20 protein-coding genes and 1 other annotated feature are annotated in these 19966 nt (G+C 39.6%); of the genes, 18 read left to right on the forward strand and 2 right to left on the reverse strand.

The window, feature by feature from the left end; translation table 11 throughout:
• Nucleotides 1-217: 217 nt before the first annotated feature.
• The 13 genes from M1D60_RS05200 to M1D60_RS05260 all read left to right on the forward strand — a co-directional run bounded on the left by M1D60_RS05200 (nt 218) and on the right by M1D60_RS05260 (nt 11811).
• On the forward strand, nt 218-2323 hold the full coding sequence (locus tag M1D60_RS05200) for a hypothetical protein (RefSeq protein WP_456278121.1): 2106 nt from the start codon (nt 218-220) through the stop codon (nt 2321-2323).
• Nucleotides 2324-2438: 115 nt separating this feature from the next.
• Entirely contained in the window at nt 2439-3230 is a 792-nt protein-coding gene (locus tag M1D60_RS05205) for a peptidoglycan DD-metalloendopeptidase family protein (RefSeq protein WP_456278122.1), read from the forward strand.
• Nucleotides 3223-4089, forward strand: a complete 867-nt coding sequence (locus tag M1D60_RS05210; RefSeq protein ID WP_456278123.1) for a site-2 protease family protein — start codon at nt 3223-3225, stop codon at nt 4087-4089. Before M1D60_RS05205 ends, M1D60_RS05210 begins: the two co-directional genes overlap by 8 nt.
• Nucleotides 4090-4375: 286 nt before the next feature.
• Nucleotides 4376-5854 carry an Rne/Rng family ribonuclease gene (locus M1D60_RS05215; RefSeq protein WP_456278124.1) on the forward strand — a complete coding sequence of 493 codons (1479 nt, stop codon included), beginning with the start codon at nt 4376-4378 and terminating at the stop codon, nt 5852-5854.
• 45 nt (nt 5855-5899) lie between these two features.
• Nucleotides 5900-5985, forward strand: a sequence feature (ribosomal protein L21 leader region).
• 13 nt (nt 5986-5998) lie between these two features.
• Entirely contained in the window at nt 5999-6307 is a 309-nt protein-coding gene (gene rplU / locus M1D60_RS05220) for a 50S ribosomal protein L21 (protein ID WP_456278125.1), read from the forward strand.
• 11 nt (nt 6308-6318) lie between these two features.
• On the forward strand, nt 6319-6654 hold the full coding sequence (locus tag M1D60_RS05225) for a ribosomal-processing cysteine protease Prp (RefSeq protein WP_456278126.1): 336 nt from the start codon (nt 6319-6321) through the stop codon (nt 6652-6654).
• Between the two features lie 12 nt (nt 6655-6666).
• The gene (gene rpmA, locus M1D60_RS05230; protein ID WP_163179212.1) at nt 6667-6957 is read left to right on the forward strand and encodes a 50S ribosomal protein L27; all 291 of its coding nucleotides are present in this window, start codon (nt 6667-6669) and stop codon (nt 6955-6957) included.
• A 315-nt stretch (nt 6958-7272) separates the two neighbouring features.
• Nucleotides 7273-7818 carry a Spo0B C-terminal domain-containing protein gene (locus M1D60_RS05235; protein WP_456278127.1) on the forward strand — a complete coding sequence of 182 codons (546 nt, stop codon included), beginning with the start codon at nt 7273-7275 and terminating at the stop codon, nt 7816-7818.
• Nucleotides 7819-7865: 47 nt separating this feature from the next.
• Nucleotides 7866-9152, forward strand: a complete 1287-nt coding sequence (gene obgE, locus M1D60_RS05240; protein WP_456278128.1) for a GTPase ObgE — start codon at nt 7866-7868, stop codon at nt 9150-9152.
• 107 nt (nt 9153-9259) lie between these two features.
• Nucleotides 9260-10105, forward strand: a complete 846-nt coding sequence (gene pheA / locus M1D60_RS05245; RefSeq protein WP_456279355.1) for a prephenate dehydratase — start codon at nt 9260-9262, stop codon at nt 10103-10105.
• A gap of 174 nt (nt 10106-10279) precedes the next feature.
• Nucleotides 10280-10762, forward strand: a complete 483-nt coding sequence (locus tag M1D60_RS05250) for a DUF2975 domain-containing protein (protein ID WP_456278129.1) — start codon at nt 10280-10282, stop codon at nt 10760-10762.
• 11 nt (nt 10763-10773) lie between these two features.
• Entirely contained in the window at nt 10774-10986 is a 213-nt protein-coding gene (locus tag M1D60_RS05255) for a helix-turn-helix domain-containing protein (RefSeq protein WP_193533972.1), read from the forward strand.
• A 33-nt stretch (nt 10987-11019) separates the two neighbouring features.
• Entirely contained in the window at nt 11020-11811 is a 792-nt protein-coding gene (locus M1D60_RS05260; RefSeq protein ID WP_456278130.1) for a DUF817 domain-containing protein, read from the forward strand.
• 75 nt (nt 11812-11886) lie between these two features.
• Here the strand turns inward: M1D60_RS05260 and M1D60_RS05265 are convergent, their stop codons facing one another.
• Nucleotides 11887-12426 (reverse strand): 3H domain-containing protein, encoded by a 540-nt coding sequence (locus M1D60_RS05265; RefSeq protein WP_456278131.1) that lies wholly within the window; start codon nt 12424-12426, stop codon nt 11887-11889.
• 9 nt (nt 12427-12435) lie between these two features.
• Nucleotides 12436-13572 (reverse strand): IscS subfamily cysteine desulfurase, encoded by a 1137-nt coding sequence (locus M1D60_RS05270; RefSeq protein ID WP_456278132.1) that lies wholly within the window; start codon nt 13570-13572, stop codon nt 12436-12438.
• 205 nt (nt 13573-13777) lie between these two features.
• Here M1D60_RS05270 and nadB point away from each other — a divergent pair, with 205 nt between their 5' ends.
• The 5 genes from nadB to nadE all read left to right on the forward strand — a co-directional run bounded on the left by nadB (nt 13778) and on the right by nadE (nt 19906).
• On the forward strand, nt 13778-15313 hold the full coding sequence (nadB, locus tag M1D60_RS05275; RefSeq protein WP_456278133.1) for an L-aspartate oxidase: 1536 nt from the start codon (nt 13778-13780) through the stop codon (nt 15311-15313).
• A 9-nt stretch (nt 15314-15322) separates the two neighbouring features.
• Entirely contained in the window at nt 15323-16177 is an 855-nt protein-coding gene (nadC, locus tag M1D60_RS05280; RefSeq protein ID WP_456278134.1) for a carboxylating nicotinate-nucleotide diphosphorylase, read from the forward strand.
• Nucleotides 16174-17283, forward strand: coding sequence for a quinolinate synthase NadA (nadA, locus tag M1D60_RS05285; protein ID WP_456278135.1), 1110 nt, complete (start codon nt 16174-16176; stop codon nt 17281-17283). Before nadC ends, nadA begins: the two co-directional genes overlap by 4 nt.
• 162 nt (nt 17284-17445) lie before the next feature.
• Nucleotides 17446-19014: a SafA/ExsA family spore coat assembly protein gene (safA, locus tag M1D60_RS05290; RefSeq protein ID WP_456278136.1), complete on the forward strand. Its 1569-nt coding sequence runs from the start codon at nt 17446-17448 to the stop codon at nt 19012-19014.
• Nucleotides 19015-19165: 151 nt separating this feature from the next.
• Complete coding sequence (gene nadE, locus M1D60_RS05295) at nt 19166-19906, forward strand: NAD(+) synthase (protein WP_456278137.1); 741 nt, start codon at nt 19166-19168, stop codon at nt 19904-19906.
• The last annotated feature ends 60 nt before the right edge of the window (nt 19907-19966 follow it).

The raw sequence follows: 19966 nt of genomic DNA on the forward strand, positions 1-19966 counted from the left end.
ACGTTTTTAAAAGATTTGTGCACGAAAATTAAAATATATGCACATTTTTTCCGACTTCTGCACGAAATTAAAAATATATGCACATTTCAACTAAAGCTACGATCGTCTTCACTCAATACTAAAACCCCAACCACATAAGACAAATACACAGCTTTTCTCACAGTCTCCGCCACGCCTGAATAGTATATAGGAAACTTATAACCGGTGGTGGGTTGGTGTGAAACTTCCTATTCTTTTATCAGGTCCAATTTTAAGGAGGGTAGATCCCTCCAGTGTGTCAATTTGGATTGCAACCAGTAGACGTTTTCAGATAGGGGCGGAGCTATTTGAAATAGAGCAAACGGAAAACGCTTATCAATATCATTTATTAAGTGAACTTACCGATACAAAGACGGTGAAAATGGGGAAAAGACTGTACATTCATATGATTACAATTAAGCCGATGAAACAGCATTTTCCTACTAATACACTATTAGGCTATAATCTACTATTTAAAAGAAAATCAAAAACAGTAGATTTAAATAGTTTTGGATTACTTGATACAGACAATCCTCAATCGATTGTGTATGGCGGCTTGAAATATCCATCATTTTATATTCAGTCAGGTGCTAGTGGTGGTTTATTATACGGCTCTTGTAACAAGCTTCACGGTAAAGATCATAATGCTTTAGCAAGTGCGGATCTACATCTTGAGACAGCCTATAAAGATTTAAATGACCGACCGCATTCCCTGTTTCTTCTCGGTGACCAAATCTATGCAGATGATGTCGCAGACCCCGTTTTTCCTGCTATAAAAGCACTCAGTAAGAAGTTAGTAGGGAAAAAGGAAAGGCCTGAAGAAGTAGAAGCGAGACTTAATAAGAAACCCTATCAGGATATGATGAATAAAGTTAACGGTAGAAAATATATAATGGAGCAATTTTGTCAATTTACTTCCTTAGATGCTCATAATCATCTGATTACATTTGGTGAATATGCGACTATGTATTTATTATCATGGAGTCCCGAGCTCTGGGGATACGCTGTTGATCGGCGATTGATTCCCACTTTTGAGGAGCTGATTGAGAACGAGCAATTTCACTTTGTGTTTCCAAATGATGATAAAAATCGAACAGAGTATCAGAAGGAACATAGACAATATGAACAACGGTTTAATGAACAGTGGTTTGACATTCAAGAGAATTTACATGTCCTACCAAGAGTGAGGAGATTGCTAGCGAATACACCGACCTATATGATGTTTGATGATCATGATATTACAGATGATTGGAATCTATCACGTAATTGGGTGAAAAATGTTTGGGAGTCGTCACTTGGTCGTCATGTTGTGGCAAACGGATTAGGTGCATACTGGTCCTTTCAAGGCTGGGGAAATGATCCAGAATCGTTTAGTCCGTCTTTTGTAAGAACGATTAAAAAGTATGCTCATTCTTTTATGGTCGGTTCTAGAGAATATCAAAAGTGGGTTAACGAATTATGGAATTATGATTCCTGGCATTTTGTTACTCCGACTGAACCAAAGGGATTATTTTTAGACACTCGGACTCAACGAGCTTTTGATTCGCCGCCACAAGCCATACGTGTAGGGAAATTAATAGAGGAAGCGCCTCGTGGACCAAAGCTCGTGAATGAGCAGGCTTGGGAGAAGTTGACTCAGTCATTACGACAAAGTGGCTGGAAAAAAGGAGACCGTTTAATGATTGCTTCTCCAACACCTCTTTATGGAATTGGTCTTATTGAGTCGGTGCTACATTCATATGTACCTCCGCTCAGGGCGATCGGCATTCCGGTTCATGAGTTAATGGATTATGAGGCGTGGAAATATAATGTGGAAGGCTATACTCATTTTATAAATAAAATTCTAGAATGGAAGCCGAGTGACTGTTTTATTTTATCAGGAGATGTTCATTATGCTTCAAATGTTAAAGCGAGAGTAGAAACAAGTAACGGGGAACAGGCCGATATTATTCAATTCACAAGCAGTCCTGTTCATAATATGAGCTTTTCTGGAATCTGGGGAACTCTCATGAAACGAGTCATCTGGCTCAATGCAGTGAAGAGGAAAAAGAAGGAAATAAACAGGTATTGTGATTCATCATATGAATTTATATTGGATGAACCTCATGAACAAGATCAAGCCTATCATTTGAAAGAGAAGATTCAATATTTATCAACGGATCAGAGCGAAATCATTAAGATAAAAAACAATATTGGCTTGATCTTTTATAGCGAAGATGAAATTCAAAACACTCTTTTACAATATAACCACATGGAAAAGGTGCAAACTTCCTTTGAACGAGTTAACCTCTCGAGAAAAAATTAATAAGAGTATTAGCCCACATTCTGTAAATAGAGTGTGGGTTTATTTTATTTTTTCGCATATATGCTCCGGACAAGTCATAAAATGTACAAACTCTAGCTAAGGGAATGATGAACACATGAGTAAACGTGCGGATGATATTCGCAAGCGAATTGCGAAGCGAAAAAGAGATAGACAACAAATGCCATCCCAGCAATCTTCTAGAAAGAATCAATTACCAACTAGCTTTTATGTGAAGGATGAAGAGCGGTATGGCGTTGCACCGTTTGATTCTTATGAAGGTGGAGGAACGAATCAACACCCGTTATTTAATAAAGAATGGTTTATGTTTAAGGTATTAGGAGCAGCTTGTCTATTGTTATTAGTTGCGATTATGTTTAAGGATGGGAATGCTCGCTTTGAGCCTGCTCGCGACTTTGTAGCCAAAACGATGGAGAGTGAATTTCAATTTGCAGCTGTGACAGAATGGTATGAGGACCAGTTTGGAAGACCACTAGCTTTATTGCCAACAAATATTCAAAAGGAAACACCAACCCAGGATGCACCAAACTATGCTATGCCGGTACTTAGTACTAAAATACTGGAAAACTTCGAGAAGAACGGTCAAGGGATCATGATTGAAACAGGAAATAATTCACAAGCAGAAGCAATTTATGAAGGAACCGTTGAGTATATTGGCACAAAACCTGAAATTGGCGGGATTACGGTGGTGATTCAGCATAGCGATGGATCGGAATCCTGGTACGGAAACTTAGAGGCATCGGATGTATTACTTTATGACTATATCGAAAAGGGTACAAAAATAGGAACGGTAACAGATAGCTCTGATGGAGTGAATGGAATGTTTTATTTTGCAATTAAAAAGGGGGATAGCTTTATCGACCCAATCCAGGTGATTAACTTTGAGTAAAGGAATATGGGTATTAGCGCATAAATTTAAGATACACCCATTATTCTGGTTCATTATCGGAATTAGCATCATAACTGCCCACTTCAAAGAACTATTAATGGTTTTTTTGATTGTGATCTGTCACGAAATGGGCCATGCTTGTATGGCTCTTTTTTTTCGTTGGAGAATAAAAAAGATAGAATTACTGCCATTTGGTGGGGTAGTTGAACTAGACGAACACGGGAACAGGCCGTTAAAGGAAGAGTTTTTCGTGATTTTAGCAGGACCTCTTCAGCATGTTTGGCTCACTGGGTTAGCCTTTCTACTATCAGAATTGGAACTCATATCAGCACACAATTTCGAGCTATTTATGTATCACAATCTCATCATCTTGCTATTTAATTTACTTCCAATATGGCCGCTTGATGGTGGAAAGCTATTATTTCTTTTATATTCATTAAAGCTACCTTTTGCCAAGGCACATCGTTCGACTATTCTGTCGTCAACTTTCATTCTAATAGCTTTGGCCATCATCGCCTGTATCATTGAGCCGTATCAATTAAATATGTGGGTCATCTTTTCATTTCTTGTTTTTTCTCTTTATACAGAATGGAAGCAGTGCTCCTATGTATATATAAGGTTCTTGCTTGAGAGGTATTATGGGAAACATCAAAACATTATGAAGCTAAAACCTCTAGTCGTGAAAGAAGCAGACCCAATCATTGAGGTGCTATCAAAGTTTAGTCGAGGCTATAAACATCCGATCGTGATTGAGAAGGATAAAAAGCGGTATGAGCTGGATGAGAACGAGTTACTACATGCTTATTTTTCCAGAAAACTCACCACCTGCAGCATCGAGGACCTAATCCATGATTATTGACTATCACCAATACAACCAGTAAAGTGAAACTACTAACAGTAGAGTTTCACTTTATTGGTTTTATTTTGTTTATGAAGGCTGTTTTCTTATAGAATGTTGCTGTGCGTAAAAATCCCAAAATCCGGATTTTTACCTTAGTAACAAGATCTTGCTATACATAAAGAGAGTTGCTCTTTTCTAATCTCTACTTAATTTGCTTAGAATACTGGGTATATAGCAAACTCAATGTCACGAAGGCAAAAAAGTTTTAGAAAAGAAAAGAGCCTTATGAAAAGTGGTGTAAGAAATGAAAAGAACGATTGTAATGAATCTGCTTACCTCTGAAAAGCGTATTGCTGTTTTAGAAGATCATCAAACAGTGGAGTTTTACTTTACTCATCCACAGCAAGAGGATGTAAGTGGGAATCTATATGCCGGTCGGATTACTAGAGTCTTACCAGGTATGCAGGCTGTTTTTGTGGATATTGGTTTTGAAAAGAATGGATTTCTTCACCGTGACCAATTATTAGCGTATCATGTGCATCCTTTACCTATTGATGAAAAAAGAAAGAAAAGTGTTAGTGAATTTGCACGTGAGGGAGAGTTAATTCTCGTTCAAGTGGAGAAGAATAGTGTTGGTAATAAGGGACCAAAGCTAACCAATATTATTGAGTTATCTGGTCAATATGTGGTGTATCTACCTTCCGGACGGTATATTGCCGTTTCGAAAAAAATGGAAAGTGAAGCAATCCGAGATTTGTGGAGAGACGAGCTTCAGTCCTTTCTCACCAAAGATGAGGGAGCCATTGTTCGTACCGCTGCAGAGAAAAGCGGGATTTCAGGTGTAAAGGAAGAGCTTCAAGGTTTACGAGAGCAATATGAAGAGCTTCAGCAATTATTTAAGTCGAAAAGCAAACCAGGTTTATTAAAAAGTGTAACAAGTCAATCGGATAAAATCATTCAAGAGGTTGGGATTCATACGATTGATGAGATAATTGTGGATGACTTTTCCACCTATCAAGAGCTTAGTAAAAAGTACGATCAGCCACAAATTACCTATTACCGGAACCGTGAGAATATATTTTCTCATTTTAATATAGAAGTGGAGATTGACCGGTTACAAAAGAAAATTGTGTGGCTTTCAACCGGGGCCTACCTCATTGTTGAACATACTGAAGCACTGACCATTATTGATGTGAATACTGGAAAGTTCACAGGAAAAACCAACCTGAAGGAAACCGTGTTAAAAACAAATGAGCAAGCAGCTATAGAGATTGCAAGGCAAATTAGGTTGCGTGATATTGGTGGAATGATCCTAATTGATTTCATCGATATGAAAACGGAAGAAGAAAAGAATATCGTGTTAAAAGTGTTAAAGGCAGAGCTAACTCGTGACCGAACTAGAACGATTGTCTACGGATTTACCCGACTTGGCATACTGGAAATGACAAGAAAACGCGTTCGAGAAAATGTGGTGGACCAGTTAACAGAGACCTGTCATGTTTGTGGGAATGGACAAGTTCCAGCAAAAGAAGCGTTAGCCTATAAACTTGAGCGAGAATTAATGGAGTTAAGGGGACGAGATGAAGAAGGTGTATGGGTTCAAGCAACTCGTGATATTATCGACATATTCACGAAGAAAACACCACCCCTTCAGGAGCAGTTAGAAAAAAGCTTACAAATGGAGCTTTTGTTTACTGAAAAGTCTGCCGCACAACCAAGCTATGAAATCCGACATATTGGGTCAAGGGATGATATTCATTCAAGAGTAAAAAGGATTGACTAGTTTATTAGCGTATGATAACATTGGTATGTTATTGTTTGTAGCGCACCCGTGCTACAACCGCACAGAACAGGTTTATAAATGATGGTGGTCATACTACCTGAATACCTGCGATGGCGAGTCTGGGTAATATGAGGAGGTGCAAATATGTACGCAATTATTGAAACTGGCGGTAAGCAAATTAAGGTTGAAGAAGGTCAAGCTGTATACATCGAAAAGTTACATGCTGATCAAGGTGAAACTGTTACATTTGATAAGGTTCTTTTCGTTGGTGGTGACAATGTTAAAGTTGGTAGTCCACTAGTTGATGGAGCTTCTGTAACTGCTAAGGTTGAAAAGCAAGGTCGCGGAAAGAAGTTAACAATCTTCAAGTACAAGGCTAAGAAGAACCAACACCGTAAGCAAGGTCATCGTCAACCTTACACTAAAGTTGTAATCGAAAAGATCAACGGGTAAGGTTTACTTATATGATTGAAATTGACATTATCCGAGCCTCTAATCAGCATCTGAAATCGGTAACGATCTCGGGTCATGCTGAATATGATGAGCCTGGAAAAGATATTGTTTGTGCAGGGGTATCTGCTGTTACATTTGGTGCAGCAAACGCAGTTGAAGAACTGTGCGGTATTGCACTTCAAGTAGAGCAAGGGAAGAGTGGATTTCTTCGCTTTATCATTCCATCAGTACATGATGGGGACAAGCTGGAGAAGGTTCACTTTTTACTAGAAGGTATGCTTGTCTCACTTAAGACAATAGAGGAATCCTATTCGGATTTTATAAAGATTACTACATTAGTTAAATAGGAGGTGGAAACAATGTTAAGATTAGACCTTCAGTTTTTCGCATCTAAAAAGGGTGTAGGTTCAACAAAAAACGGTCGTGACTCAATCTCTAAGCGTCTTGGTGCTAAGCGCGCTGATGGACAACACGTATCTGGTGGTTCAATTCTTTACCGTCAACGCGGAACAAAGATTTACCCTGGATTAAACGTTGGCCGTGGTGGTGACGATACACTATACGCAAAGGTTGATGGAGTGGTTAAGTTCGAACGTCTTGGCCGTGACCGCAAGCAAGTAAGTGTATACCCAGCTGCTCAAGAAGCATAAAATATACTCTTTCATAAACTCTAGCCTTTGTAAGGTTAGAGTTTATTTTTTTATAGGAAGGTAAAAAATCATCTGTTGATAACTAGAGTTAGTGCATTTGAATCTAGCTCCAGCACCCAGCCCCTCGAGGTCAAATAACCCTAGAAGAATAAAAGGGAAATTCGCCCTTTTCTTCTTCTAGGAACATTTGCTAGTCGGGGCTAAACGGGGCACTTGCGCATACTGTTCTTTTCTTTCCAAATGTTTGTTATAATTAGCTTTGGAAAAGTCAACGGGCTGGTAAAGATGTACCTGTGACTGATAAGGGGTGAGGCCATGAAAGAGAACGATTGGACAATCGTTGATATTTTACGACATTCCAGGCATGATTGGTTAAATAAATTGCAGCTCATAAAGGGCAATCTAGCATTAGAGCGAATCGACCGTGTGAAGGAAATTATTGAGGAAATTGTAATTGAAACTCAAAATGAAGCGAAGCTAACCAATCTTAATTTGACAAGCTTAGCTGGATATTTAATGACATATAACTGGGATTCACATCATTTTTCATTAGAATTCGAAGTGCTAGGACATACATATAATTTAGAAAAATATGATGCCATGATTAGAGATTGGTGTGAAAAGTTTTTCATTGTTTTGGACCAAGCTGTTGGAAATACAGGAGAGAACCATCTAAGTATTTCCATTCATTCAACTGATGCAGAAGTTCGTTTCTTTTTTGATTTTAGTGGAACAATAACAAATACCGTTTCATTAACTGAATGGCTAAGCTCTTCTTATGGAGAGGAAGCTATTCAAATAACCCAAGCAAATGTGAACGAACAGGAGTTAACAATTGAGCTTCAGGTCACATTTACGTAACGTTTTTATTGTTTTAAATTATTCACATAAAAAGAGTGGTGGTAAGAGTGTTTGTCGATCATGTCAGGATTTACGTTAAGGGTGGTGACGGAGGTAATGGAATCGTTGCCTATCGCCGAGAGAAGTATATACCCATGGGTGGACCAGCTGGTGGCGATGGCGGTAAAGGTGCCGACGTCATTTTTGAAGTGGAAGAAGGCTTACGTACATTAATGGATTTCCGCTTCAAAAAACATTTTAAGGCAAGTCGTGGAGAACACGGAATGTCGAAAAATCAGCATGGTAAAAATGCCGTACCAATGATAGTTAAAGTACCCCCAGGGACAGTTGTCATTGATGAGGATAGTAAAAATGTTATAGCTGATTTAGTTCAACACGGACAACGAGCAGTTGTAGCAAAAGGTGGTCGTGGAGGAAGAGGAAACTCTAGATTTGCTTCACCAACCAATCCAGCTCCTGAAATTGCTGAAAATGGAGAGCCAGGACAAGAACGCTATGTAACGTTAGAGCTTAAGGTATTAGCGGACGTTGGGTTAGTTGGTTTTCCAAGCGTAGGGAAATCCACTCTACTATCTGTCGTGTCTGCAGCGAAACCTAAGATTGCTGAATACCATTTTACAACGATTGTACCAAACCTTGGTGTTGTTCAGGTTGAGGATGGAAGAAGCTTTGTTATGGCAGATTTACCAGGTTTAATTGAAGGAGCTCACCAGGGTGTCGGTCTAGGACATCAATTCCTACGTCATATTGAACGTACCCGAGTGATTGTCCATGTCATTGATATGGCAGCAACTGAGGGACGTGACCCTTATGAGGATTACGTAACGATTAATGATGAGTTAAAGGAATACAATTTAAGATTGACGGAGCGTCCACAGATTATTGTTGCGAATAAAATGGACATGCCAGGTGCTGAAGAAAATTTACAGGCCTTTAAAGAAAAGCTTCCAGAAGATGTTCAGATTATTCCAATATCTGCAGTTACGAGACAAGGAACGAAGGAACTTTTATTTGCTGTCGCAGATGTATTAGACCGGACAGATGAGTTTCCTCTAAACGTTGAAGAGGATACAACAGATACTCGGGTAATGTACAAGCATGAAGCAGATCCTCGTAAGTTCTTTATTTCTCGTGATGATGACGGTGCATATGTGCTTTCCGGTGAAGAAATCGAAAAGCTGTTTAAAATGACCGACTTCTCTCGTGATGAATCCATCAAAAGATTTGCTAGACAATTACGAACCATGGGTGTAGATGATGAGCTTCGTGAAAGAGGAGCAAAAGATGGAGACACCATTAGACTGTTAGATTTTGAATTTGAGTTTGTAGACTAGAAAAAGCTGTCGTCTTCGACAGCTTTTTGTTATATTATTCAGAAAGAAGAAAAAAGCGTCATAAGCAGGGGGACGTTTGCCTTATTGGACTGGAGGAAATGCACGTGATTACGGTTGGTTACTTAGGACCAAAAGCAACTTTTACAGAATATGCAGTTAAGAGTATTTTTAAAGTTGAAAAAAGAATTCCTTACACATCCATTCATGGATGCTTAGATGCCGTCAAAAACGGAGATGTTTCGTTTGGTGTCGTTCCACTTGAAAATACCATTGAAGGTTCAGTTACCAATACATTAGATTATCTTATACACGACCATCCGTTAACCATAATCGGTGAAATTGTTGTTCCGATCCAACAGCATTTAATGGTTCATCCGGATCATGTGGAACATTTACAACAGGTGGAAACGATTTATTCTCACCCTCATGCACTGGCTCAATGCCGAAAGCACCTAGCTACAGCGTATAAGGAAGCAGAACAAATTCAGACGCTATCTACTAGTGCGGCTGCACAATTAGTGGCCAATCACCCTAAACAGGTGTCGGCAGCGATTGCCAATGAACTTGCCGCTGATGTATATGGATTAACGATTGTTGAACGTGATATCCAAGACTACTCCAATAACCACACTCGGTTTATCATCGTTCAGAATGAAGAAAAGCCATTTCCAATGGAGAAAACATCGAATGTAAAAACGACGTTAATTATTACGCTCCCTCTAGACCAATCAGGGGCACTTCATCAAGTCTTATCTGCATTCGCTTGGAGGAAAATTAACTTAACGAAAATCGAGTCGCGTCCTATGAAAACAGGACTAGGAAACTATTTATTCATCATTGATATTGACCAAGCCCTTGATGAAGTATTGATTCCAGGAGCAATTGCTGAACTACAAGCATTGGGCTGTGGAGTAATCTCGCTAGGAAGCTATCCAATATTTGAAGTACAGTAAAACAGAATGATTTAATCAGCATTATTAAGCATTCCTTTTTTAAAGGGGTGCTTTTTATTTTGTTTTATAAATAAAAAACATAAAAAATATAACAATAATCATTAATTATTTATTGTAAAACAATAAATATCATGCTAAAATTCATTTTATACTAAATATGTGAGGTGCTTATTTATGAAACTGGGTTCAACACTTTTTTTGAAGCTAGCTGTAGTTGTTATTGGAATGCCAATTCTTGCGTTGTGCATATTCTTGGTTCCTGAGATTGGAGATTTTGCAGCTGAATTGTATCCGGATTTTGCTTTTATTAAATACTTTGCTTTTATCGTTTTTTATGGAGCTGCCCTTCCTTTCTACTTTGCACTGTATCAAGCTTTTAAACTGTTAAGTTATATTGATAAAAATCATGCGTTCTCTGAATTATCTGTTCAAGCTCTCAAGAAAATAAAATATTGTGCCATTACGATTAGTAGTATATTTGTGCTTGGGATGCCACTCTTTTATCTCGTAGCGGAAAAAGACGATGCCCCTGGAATCATATTAATCGGGATGATTCTTATTTTTGCTTCAATGGTCATTGCAGTCTTTGCTGCTGTTCTCCAACGACTTTTACAAGAAGCGATTCATATAAAATCAGAAAATGATTTAACGGTCTGAGGTGAAAAACAATGGCGATTATCATTAATATTGACGTAATGTTGGCAAAAAGGAAAATGAGTGTAACAGAACTTTCGGAGAGGGTTGGAATCACCATGGCTAACCTATCTATTTTAAAAAACGGTAAGGCGAAAGCAGTTCGATTATCAACCCTAGAAGCAATTTGTAAGGCATTAGATTGTCAGCCCGGAGATCTATTAGAATATCGAAGTGATGAAGAATAACGAATTAACACGAGAATGTTGGAGGTACAAATCATGAGAGCAATCAAACAACTCACTCGTTTTGGGTATGAGCAGGCCCTATCATGTTTGTTTCCCGTTGTTATTTTTGCATCATTGGCTTTTACAAAAATCATACCGCTCCCCTTTCTACCGCGATATGACTGGCTTCTCATCATCTGCCTTCTTATGCAGTGGTGGATGGTCCGATCTGGACTTGAAACTAAGGATGAATTAAAAGTGATTACAATGTTTCACCTAATAGGATTAGCTCTTGAGGTGTTCAAGGTGCATATGGGCTCTTGGTCGTATCCTGAGGAAGGGTATTTCAAGATTTTTGGAGTCCCATTGTATAGTGGATTTATGTATGCTAGTGTAGCTAGCTATCTTTGCCAGGCCTGGCGGAGGCTTGATGTTGAATTGGTAAAGTGGCCACCGTTTTTAGTAGTGGTACCTTTGGCAGCTGCGATTTATTTGAACTTTTTTACCCACCATTTTTGGATTGACATCCGTTGGTGGTTAGCTGGACTTGTCATCATCGTTTTTTGGCAATCTTGGGTCACTTACGAGGTTAATGGCGCTCGTTACCGTATGCCAATTGCATTATCATTTGTGCTCATCGGGTTTTTTATATGGATAGCTGAAAATATTGCCACCTTCTTTGGCGCTTGGGAATACCCAAACCAAACTAGTGCATGGAGTCTGGTGCATCTTGGAAAGGTTAGTTCATGGCTTTTACTGGTAATTGTTAGCTTCCTGATTGTAGCGACGTTAAAGCGGGTGAAGGGGAAGGATTCTACTAGGATCAGCACTAGTCAATTTTTATAGTACCAAGCAGAAAAAACATCTCAGAATCATGTCATCTGAGATGTTTTTATTTTATCCACTAAGTAACAAGGCTGTTTATAACTCAGCCTCGATTAAAAACCCTCGTTTTTTCAAGGAATTGCAGGCATTTTGTATTTTATGAACTGCATCTGCCTCAATCGTATGGAGGTGGAGTCCATCTGTGAGCTGTGACAACAATGGGGCATTAGTTGTTTTTAACTTATTTAAAAACTGCTCGACCTCCATTCGATTACTAACTCTGACGGATGCAGATAAATCACCATAAACAGGATGTTCAATTCTAACATCCTTGACAGAAACTCCATGATCGACAATGATGTAAAGCTCTTCCATCGTTTCCTCAGGTGTATGCTTACAAACAATAACCTCTTGAAAAAGCGGTTGATCCTGGGCTGAGGTCAGATATATATACCCTTCTGAGGTTGCCACAATCGGTTCATCCTTCGCTTTTAAAAGAGAAATATCCTGAACAATTACTTGCCGGCTTACACTTGCACGCTCTGCTAAATCAGAGCCGGTTAAGGGAATATCTGCTGTTTTAAGCCATTGTAATAATAGAGTTCTCCGTTCTTCACCCAATAACTTCTTTTTCATAAGCTTCTCCTAACTAGTTTGGTAGGTAGCAATTATTTTATCTAGCGTATTTAAGGCATGGTCTATATCGGCTTCAGTCGTCCATTTTCCAAATGATAGACGCACAAATTGTTTAGCAGTCGATGCATCCTTCCCAATCGCAAGCATCGTTTTAGAGGGTGCTTGTTTACCTACTGAGCAAGCGCTCCCTGTGGATATGGCTAATCCGTATCGATTACATTCAAGCATCGCATACTGCCCTTCCATACCTTTAATCGATACACCTAATATATGAGGAAGTGTATTTGTTGGATGTCCGGTTACCTCGATAGGAAGGTCCCTTTCCTTCATTCCCCTTAAGAATAGTTGGCGTAGCTTTAATAATCTCTCTGATTCTGCTGTCATTTCTTCATGGATAAGCTGGGCTGCACTAAGAAAGCTGGCGATTCCAGGAACATTAACGGTTCCAGGTCGAAACCCTTTTTCATGAGAAGTCCCTTCAAAGTAAGGCGCCCACTGCAGCTCTGGATTTATATAGCATGCCCCTACTCCTTTTGGTCCATAAAGCTTATGACTAGAAATAGAGAGGCTGTCAATATAGCTCGTTTTAACATTAATAGGTAGTTTTCCAAAGGTTTGGACACAATCACTATGAAATAATACCTTTTGATCATGTAATAGCTTACCGATCTTTTCTATTGGTTGAACAGTTCCTATTTCTGAGTTAGCGTGATGTATGGAAGCTAAAACCGTTGTGGATTTTATCGAGTTTTTCAATTCATCTAGATCAATTTGTCCATTGTGATCGACTGATAAATAAGTAACCTCATACCCCTCTTTTTCTAGCTGTTGAAAAAGATTAAAAACAGATGAATGTTCTATTTTAGTCGTGATTAAGTGATCTCCATGCTTGGATGAACCATGTAGTAAAGATCGAATTGCTAATATATTTGATTCCGATCCACCACTTGTAAAATATATCCCCTGTGGCTCAGCTGAAATGAGCTTAGCTAACTCTCCTCGACATGTGTCTAGCAATGAAGTGGCCTTTGTACCAATATCATGTAGACTACTTGGGTTTCCATAAAATTGCTTTGAGGCTTCTATGAATGCTTGAATTGCTTCATCTCGCATAGGAGTTGTCGCAGCATAATCTAAATAAATCATGACGATCACCCTTTTATTGTTAATAGACTCTACATAAAGTTACTACTATACAGTAGTAAATCAAGGTTTATATAAGAGTTTGTCTCTCTATCATAACAAAAATCATCTAACACCATTGTAAAAAAAGTCTTGTCATTAGTTTAAATATATGTAAATATAGGTGTCAAGACACAAGTAAACACTTTGCTGAATAGGAGGCATTTTTATGCCCAAATCAGATGTTGTGATTATTGGAAGTGGTTTAGCAGCGTTAGTTGCTGCAAATCGTTTAAGTACGGAAAAGAATGTGATTATTTTCACAAAGTCGACGAAACAAAATAGTAATTCAATGTTAGCACAAGGTGGGGTAGCGGCAGCCATTTCCAGTAAGGATGATTGGACCTATCACTTCCTTGATACGATTACTGCTGGTTGTCAGCACAATAATGAACTAGCTGTAAAAACTCTAGTCCAAGCGGGACCCCATTATTTGTTAAACCTAATTGAAGAAGGTATGCATTTTGATCAAGACGAATTAGGACGAATTTTACTCGGTCAAGAGGGGGCTCATTCAAAACGGCGAATTCTGCATGCCGGTGGGGATGCAACTGGAAAAGTACTTGTACAATTTTTATTACAACAGCTTTCAAATAAAGTGGAAATTATTGAGCATGAGTGTGCAGTTGATCTTATCATTACTGACGGTAGTTGTGTAGGTGTGACGGCACGTGATAGAGATCATCAAATAAAATCCTATTATGCAAATCACGTTATTTTAGCAACAGGTGGCTGTGGAGGTCTGTTTGAGCATTCATCAAATGATTCGACCATAGTTGGAGATGGATATGCAATGGCCTATCGTGCTGGTGCTGAATTGATTGATATGGAATTTATGCAATTCCATCCAACACTTCTATATATAAATGGTCAATGCCCAGGCTTAATCTCGGAAGCGGTTAGAGGTGAAGGTGCTGTTCTTGTTAATGAGAGTGGCGATAGAATTATGGAGGGGCAGCATCCACTACTTGATCTAGCACCAAGAGATGTTGTCGCAAGAGTCATTTTTGAGCATGTGAACAAGGGTGAAAACATTTATTTAGATATCACAGCTATTAATGATTTTTCTACTCATTTCCCAACGATCACTGCCTTATGTGAAAGAAATGGAGTTTCTATCAAAAAAGGAAAAATACCAGTTGTCCCAGGGGCGCATTTTATGATGGGTGGAGTCAAGGTAGATACCAATAGTCAAAGCTCCATACCGGGGTTATATGCAGTGGGAGAGGTTGCTTGTACGGGTGTCCATGGTGCCAATCGACTTGCAAGCAATTCCCTGCTAGAGGGAATCGTGTTTTCGAATCTGATGGCTGATCACATCTTAAAACAAGAACATCGTTTTATACAGAAAATATCACTTGAGAATTATTCAAGTTTACCTATAACCATTGAACTCCCAGCTAAAGAGGACATTCAGAAAATGATGATGAAGTCAGTTGGAATTGTTAGAAGAAAACAGGAGTTAGAAGAGATTGTACGAATACTAGAGAGGTTTGTTCATCTAAGACCACAACAGCTACATTTTGATAAAGAAAAAATAAATAGACTAAATATGATTACGACAGCTTGGCTGATTGCAAGCTCAGCTTTAACTAGAGAAGAAAGTCGTGGAGGTCACTACCGAATCGATTTTCCAGATATGGAACCTGTTTGGAATGGGCGGACCATTGCTAGAAGCTCGATAGAACAGGCCGTTTTAAATTAGGGAGGCAATATGAATAAAATTAAACTACGTGAGGAATTAAAGCGATTTTTACTCGAGGATATTGGAGAACAGGATGTTACTTCGACTGCAATCTTTCCAGTTTCTCAGGTTGGTGAGGGAAAGATCTTGGCGAAAGAAGCTGGGGTACTTGCAGGTGTAGAAGTGATTGAAGAGTGCCTTCATTTATTTGATCCTACGATTTCAGTTACTTTATTCAAACAAGATGGAGATTTGTTGGTGCCTGGGGATGTAATTGCTACTGTAAAAGGACCCATCGTCTATTTATTAACAGGGGAACGGATTATTTTAAACTTACTTCAAAGAATGAGTGGAATTGCTAGCTTAACAGCTGTTGCCGTTCAAGCATTAGACAGTGATCATACCAAGATTTGTGATACAAGAAAAACGACTCCAGGTTTACGTATGTTTGAAAAGTATGCAGTGAAATGTGGGGGCGGTTCTAATCATCGCTTTGGATTATACGATGGTGTGATGATTAAGGATAATCATATTGCCTTTAGTGGCTCCATTACAAATGCAGTTAAAGCGGTTAAAGCTGAAACAGGCCATATGATGAAGATCGAAGTTGAAACAGAGTCTAGAGAAGCTGTTTTAGAGGCTGTTCAGGCAGGAGCAGATGTGATCATGTTTGATAACAGAGAGCCTGCAGAAGTAACTGAGTTTGTCGAGCTAGTTCCTAGTCACATTGTAACAGAAGCTTCTGGGGGCATTACGATTGACCGATTAAAGGAATATGGAAAAACAGGAGTAGATTATATATCACTAGGTATGCTTACTCATTCTTATAAAGCACTAGATATAAGCTTTGTTACAGGCTGGAAAAGTGAGGGGGAGAAAAAATGAACATATTAGAAGCCTTAAAGACAACTGATCATCAATTACCTGAGAAATATAGAAGCATGTCGGTGGAAGAGATGGAAAACCGAGTTCGTGAAATCAAGCAGAAGTTTGGCGAAAAGCTATATATACCTGGACATCACTATCAAAAGGATGAAGTGATTCAGTTTGCTGATTCGACTGGAGACTCTTTACAATTAGCTCAAGAGTCAGCTGCTAATACCTCGGCTGAATTTATTGTTTTTTGCGGAGTGCATTTCATGGCGGAGACAGCTGATATTTTAACGACTCCAGATCAGAAGGTAATTTTACCAGATATGCGTGCAGGCTGTTCAATGGCTGATATGGCAGATATCCATCAAACAGAACGTGCATGGGAAAAGCTGATCAGCCTATTTGATGAAACAATCCTTCCATTAACATATGTGAACTCTACAGCTGCTATCAAAGCATTCTGTGGAAAAAATGGTGGAGCTACGGTTACATCCTCTAATGCTACAAGTATGGTAGCGTGGGCTTTCACTCAGAAAGAGCGAATTTTATTTTTACCAGATCAGCATCTTGGAAGAAATACTGCATTTGATTTGGGGGTACCGCTGGATGAGATGGCCATCTGGAATCCAATCAAAGATGAACTTGAATATGATGGTAATATAGAAGATATTAAGGTCATTCTTTGGAAGGGGCATTGCTCCGTGCACGAGAACTTTACGGTAGAGAATATTGCTTCCGTAAGAGCAAATCATCCAGAAATGAACATTATTGTACATCCAGAGTGTAGCCGTGAAGTCGTTTCTTTATCTGATTATGCTGGATCAACCAAATATATTATTGATACAATTGAAAAGGCAGAAGCGGGAACAAAGTGGGCAATTGGGACAGAGATGAATCTAGTTAAACGAATCATTTCTAATCATCCCGATAAAGAAATTATTTCATTAAATCCACATATGTGCCCTTGCCTCACCATGAACCGAATCGACCTTCCACATCTTTTATGGTCACTAGAAACCTTAGATGCAGGGGAGGTTAACAACCAAATAACAGTTGATCAATCTGTCGCTGATTTCGCTATTCTAGCCTTAAACAGAATGCTAGAGCGTCCAAACTAAACTAGGTGAAAACCTAGTTTTTTTCTTTTACTCAAAGTGCCGTCTGTTGCGGTCATGGTGACATATTTTCTAAATTTCGCGCATAAGTTGTGATGAGTAAGAGTGGCAATTAGGCGAATGTTGCATAGACTGATAAAGAATTTGCCATGGGAGGGATAAATCGTGAAAATCCATATTGTTCAAAAAGGTGATACTCTTTGGAAAATCGCTCAGAAATACGGTGTTGATTTTGAAGAGTTGAAGCAAGTAAATTCCCAATTAACGAATCCAGATATGATTATGCCCGGAATGAAAATCAAGGTACCTACTGCTGGGGTTCAAGTGAAGAAAGAGGCTCCGATTGCGAAGGAAGCACCTATTTCACCTATAAAAGAAGCACCAGTATCTCCAATAAAAGAAGCGCCAATTAAGGAAGAAGCTGTACAGCCATTTAAGGATCTATCTCCGGCTCCAAAGCCTGTTGAAGCACCAATCAAGCCGGAAGTTTCAAAAGAAAAGCCAAAATTGCCATATGCTCCTAAACTACCGCAGTTACCACAGCTTGAGATGGACATTAATAACTATTATGTCAATATGGCTTATCAACAAGCACCACAAGCGCCAACTTATGTGCCGCAACAGCCACCAACAGCTGTATCTCCAGCTGTAGATGAAGCGGATGAACCAGTGGTACCAACAGCACCAGGACCTGAGCTGCCGCCACAACAAGTAGCACCACAAGCGCCGTATCCAGCGGGGTATTGTGTGCCTATTACAGGAATTAATCCAGGCTATGGTTTTAATTTTAATCCATATGGTCCTACACCACCCCCGGCACCAGCACCATTTTATGGTCAACCGGGTTATCCAGCTCCAGGGTTTCCAGGACCAGGTTACCCTACTGGTGTAGCAGGTGTAGATACAGACTTAGATGATATGCCAGAAATGCCTGCTTACCCTGGGGTTCAGCCAGGATATGGACAGCAGCCATTTAACCCAGGGTTTGGTGGATATCCTGCTCAACCTGGCTATCCAGCGCCACAAGGTTATGGGGTTCCCAATTTCCCTGTAGGAGCACCTGGAGTTCCGGTCGATGAAGATGTTGATTTTGACGGGGTGCCAGAAGGCTTTACTCCAGGATTCGCTGGCCCAGGCTATCCAGGCGCAACACCGGGGTACGGCGTACCAGGATATGGTGCAGCACCTCAACCAGGTTATCCAACACCTCAAGCTTATGGTGTTCCTGGGTACGGGGCTACACCACAACCAGGATTCCCAGGTGGAGCTGGGTTTCCAGAACCAACGCCAGGGTATGGAGTTCCAGGATTTCAAGGAGCCACGCCAGGGTATGGAGTTCCAGGAGTTCCAGGAGCTACACCAGGCTATGAAGTACCAGGCTATCAAGAACCGGTAGAAGAATTTCAAGAAGACTTTAATCCTGAACTAGCAGGACCAGGTTATGGAGTACCAGGTTATCCAGGAACAACACCAGGTTATGGGGTACCGGGTTATCCAACGGCACCAGGATTTGGCGCACCAGGGTTCCCTGCACCTGGCTTCCAAACAGGAGCACAACCAGGTTACCCGGCTGCACCAGGTTATGGAGTACCAGGGTATCCGACACAGCAACCAGGATTTCCAGCACCACAGCCAGGATACGGGACACCAGGCTTCCCAGCACAGCCAGGATTCCCTGCTCAAGGACCATTAGGAATGCCAGATTTCGATGATGACGACGATTTCAACTTATAAATAGTATTAACGAAGGCGATTCTTTTTGAATCGTCTTTTTTTATTTTGGAATAGTAAAGGTAAGCAATACTATCTTTTAAGGATTATTCTTTTAGTATAATTATTCATTATGGTAAAATATATGTAAGAACATTCTGAAAGGAAGTAAAACATGGAACAAAAAATCGAGAAACTGGTCGAATGGCTTCAAAATAAAGTGAAAGAAGCAGGGTTAAAAGGTGCAGTAGTTGGGATTAGTGGTGGAATAGATTCAGCCGTAGTGACCCATTTAATCAAACGAGCATTTCCTAATCAATCCTTAGGAGTGATCATGCCTTGTAAAAGCAACCCTAAGGACCAACAAGATGCTTTAAAGGTTGTCGAGAGTAGTGGCATTGACCATTTATTAGTCGATCTGACAGAAACGCATCAGACATTGTTTTTAACTATTGAGAAGCAATTAAAGGAAAAGGAACAATGGAATGAAAAGGCTGCGAAGCTTGGAGATGCAAATACTAGAGCACGCTTACGAATGACTACCTTATATGCTACAGCGAATAACTTTGGTTATTTAGTTGTAGGAACAGACAATGCTGCAGAATGGCATACAGGTTATTTTACCAAGTATGGTGATGGTGGAGTTGACCTTGTTCCACTTGTTCATTTTACAAAGGGTGAGGTTCGAGAACTAGCACTTGCTCTAGGTGTACCTGAAGAAATTGTAACGAAAGCTCCAAGTGCAGGTCTTTGGGAAGGACAAACGGATGAAAATGAAATGGGTACCACCTATAATATGATTGACAAATATTTAAAGGGTGAAGAAGTACCTGAAGAAGATCGTCTAGTTATTGAGAAATTACATAATCAATCCCATCACAAACGAGAATTAGCAGCTGCACCGCCCAAATTTTAACATATTGGTGGAATTAGTTCACGCAACTTCCGATATATAACAGTGTAATTGCCCCCTGTT

Source organism: Bacillus sp. AK128, assembly GCF_053903075.1.

Bases quoted from the DNA above. Each gene is read 5' to 3' on its own strand.
- M1D60_RS05205 (WP_456278122.1), top strand. From the start codon at position 2,439: ATGAGTAAACGTGCGGATGATATTCGCAAGCGAATTGCGAAGCGAAAA.
- M1D60_RS05215 (WP_456278124.1), top strand. From the start codon at position 4,376: ATGAAAAGAACGATTGTAATGAATCTGCTTACCTCTGAAAAGCGTATT.
- rplU (WP_456278125.1), top strand. From the start codon at position 5,999: ATGTACGCAATTATTGAAACTGGCGGTAAGCAAATTAAGGTTGAAGAA.
- M1D60_RS05225 (WP_456278126.1), top strand. From the start codon at position 6,319: ATGATTGAAATTGACATTATCCGAGCCTCTAATCAGCATCTGAAATCG.
- rpmA (WP_163179212.1), top strand. From the start codon at position 6,667: ATGTTAAGATTAGACCTTCAGTTTTTCGCATCTAAAAAGGGTGTAGGT.
- M1D60_RS05235 (WP_456278127.1), top strand. From the start codon at position 7,273: ATGAAAGAGAACGATTGGACAATCGTTGATATTTTACGACATTCCAGG.
- M1D60_RS05250 (WP_456278129.1), top strand. From the start codon at position 10,280: ATGAAACTGGGTTCAACACTTTTTTTGAAGCTAGCTGTAGTTGTTATT.
- M1D60_RS05255 (WP_193533972.1), top strand. From the start codon at position 10,774: ATGGCGATTATCATTAATATTGACGTAATGTTGGCAAAAAGGAAAATG.
- M1D60_RS05260 (WP_456278130.1), top strand. From the start codon at position 11,020: ATGAGAGCAATCAAACAACTCACTCGTTTTGGGTATGAGCAGGCCCTA.
- M1D60_RS05265 (WP_456278131.1), bottom strand. From the start codon at position 12,426: ATGAAAAAGAAGTTATTGGGTGAAGAACGGAGAACTCTATTATTACAA.
- M1D60_RS05270 (WP_456278132.1), bottom strand. From the start codon at position 13,572: ATGATTTATTTAGATTATGCTGCGACAACTCCTATGCGAGATGAAGCA.
- nadB (WP_456278133.1), top strand. From the start codon at position 13,778: ATGCCCAAATCAGATGTTGTGATTATTGGAAGTGGTTTAGCAGCGTTA.
- nadC (WP_456278134.1), top strand. From the start codon at position 15,323: ATGAATAAAATTAAACTACGTGAGGAATTAAAGCGATTTTTACTCGAG.
- nadA (WP_456278135.1), top strand. From the start codon at position 16,174: ATGAACATATTAGAAGCCTTAAAGACAACTGATCATCAATTACCTGAG.
- nadE (WP_456278137.1), top strand. From the start codon at position 19,166: ATGGAACAAAAAATCGAGAAACTGGTCGAATGGCTTCAAAATAAAGTG.